Source organism: Streptomyces sp. DvalAA-14 (assembly GCF_900091855.1).
Lineage (GTDB): Bacteria > Actinomycetota > Actinomycetes > Streptomycetales > Streptomycetaceae > Actinacidiphila.
In genome coordinates, this window is sequence record NZ_FMCH01000577.1 from 1 (window position 1) to 1,159 (window position 1,159).

The following is a 1,159-nucleotide window of genomic DNA, read 5'->3' on the forward strand; positions in this document are numbered from 1 at the left end:
GTGCAGCACCCCGTCGTAGCCGGCCACATGGGCGAGCGCGGCGGCCATGTCCCGCAGCCGTACCGCCCGGCCGCTGCCGATGTTCACCACGCCCTGGGCGGCGGACAGCGAGGCGGCGTGCACGGCCCGGGCCACGTCCCGGGCGTCGACGAAGTCGCGCTGGACACCGAGGCCGCCGAGCCTCAGCTCGGCGTCGCCGTTCTGCATCACGCGGCGCAGGGTCTCGGCGATCCGGCCCAGCGGTGAGCCGGTCGGTGTGCCGGGGCCGACCGGGCTGAACACCCGCAGCACCACCGCGTCCAGGCCGGAGCCGAGCACCAGCTCGGTGGCGGCGAGTTTGCTCACCCCGTACGGGCCGCCGGGGCGCGGCACGGCGTCCTCGCCGGTGGAGGACCCGGCCGGGGACGGCCCGTACTCCGAGGCGCACCCGACCTGCACCAGGCGGGCGGCGACCGAGCTGCGGCGCAGCGCCTCGCAGACGGTGGCCACCGCGACGGTGTTCTGCCGGGTCAGATCCCGGGCGTTGCCCCGGGTGGCCCCGGCGCAGTTGATCAGTACGCCGGGATGCACGGCGTCCAGGAAGCGGGCGAGCACCCCGGGGGCGCCGCTGGACAGGTCGAACCGCACGTCCGACTCGTCGCTGCGGCCCAGCGCGGTGAGCTGTACGGCGGGGTCGGCCAGCAGCCGTTCGGCGACGTGCCGGCCCAGGAATCCGTCGGCCCCCAGCAGCAGCACTCTCATCGTCCGCCTCCCCGGACGGGACGCGGCGCTCGGCTGGGTCGAGGGGAGGGGGGTCGGTGGCTGGTCACGGGTTCTCCTGGTTCGGTGGTACGGAGGTCACAGACGGATCGGGCGGCGGTGGGCCGAGGCGGCGGGCAGCACCCGGAACGCCTGCACGATCAGGGCGAGGGCGGCGGCGCCGCAGATCAGCGCCTCGGCGGGGTCGCCGCCGGGGCCGAGGTGCAGTTCGGCCGCGCCGAGCACGAGGGCTTCGCCCGCGCAGGCCGCGGCCAGGCCGGCCGCGGCGGTCCGCGGCCGGCCGTGCACGGCGAGCAGCCGGGCGGTGAAGAGCAGCAGGCCCAGGGCGGTGGTGCCCGCCACCGGGCGGGCCGCCGATCGCGGTGGCGGCGGCGAGCAGCAGGAGCAGCGCGAGGGCGTA

At 77.2% G+C, this 1,159-nt stretch carries 1 protein-coding gene and 1 pseudogene; both read right to left on the bottom strand.

The window, feature by feature from the left end; all coding sequences use genetic code 11:
• A partial coding sequence (locus tag GA0115240_RS31295; protein ID WP_093741972.1) for an NAD-dependent epimerase/dehydratase family protein occupies nt 1–741 on the bottom strand: 741 nt, incomplete at its 3' end.
• Between the two features lie 96 nt (nt 742–837).
• Nucleotides 838–1,159 (bottom strand): annotated as a pseudogene (locus GA0115240_RS31300) (hypothetical protein); the annotation flags it as partial.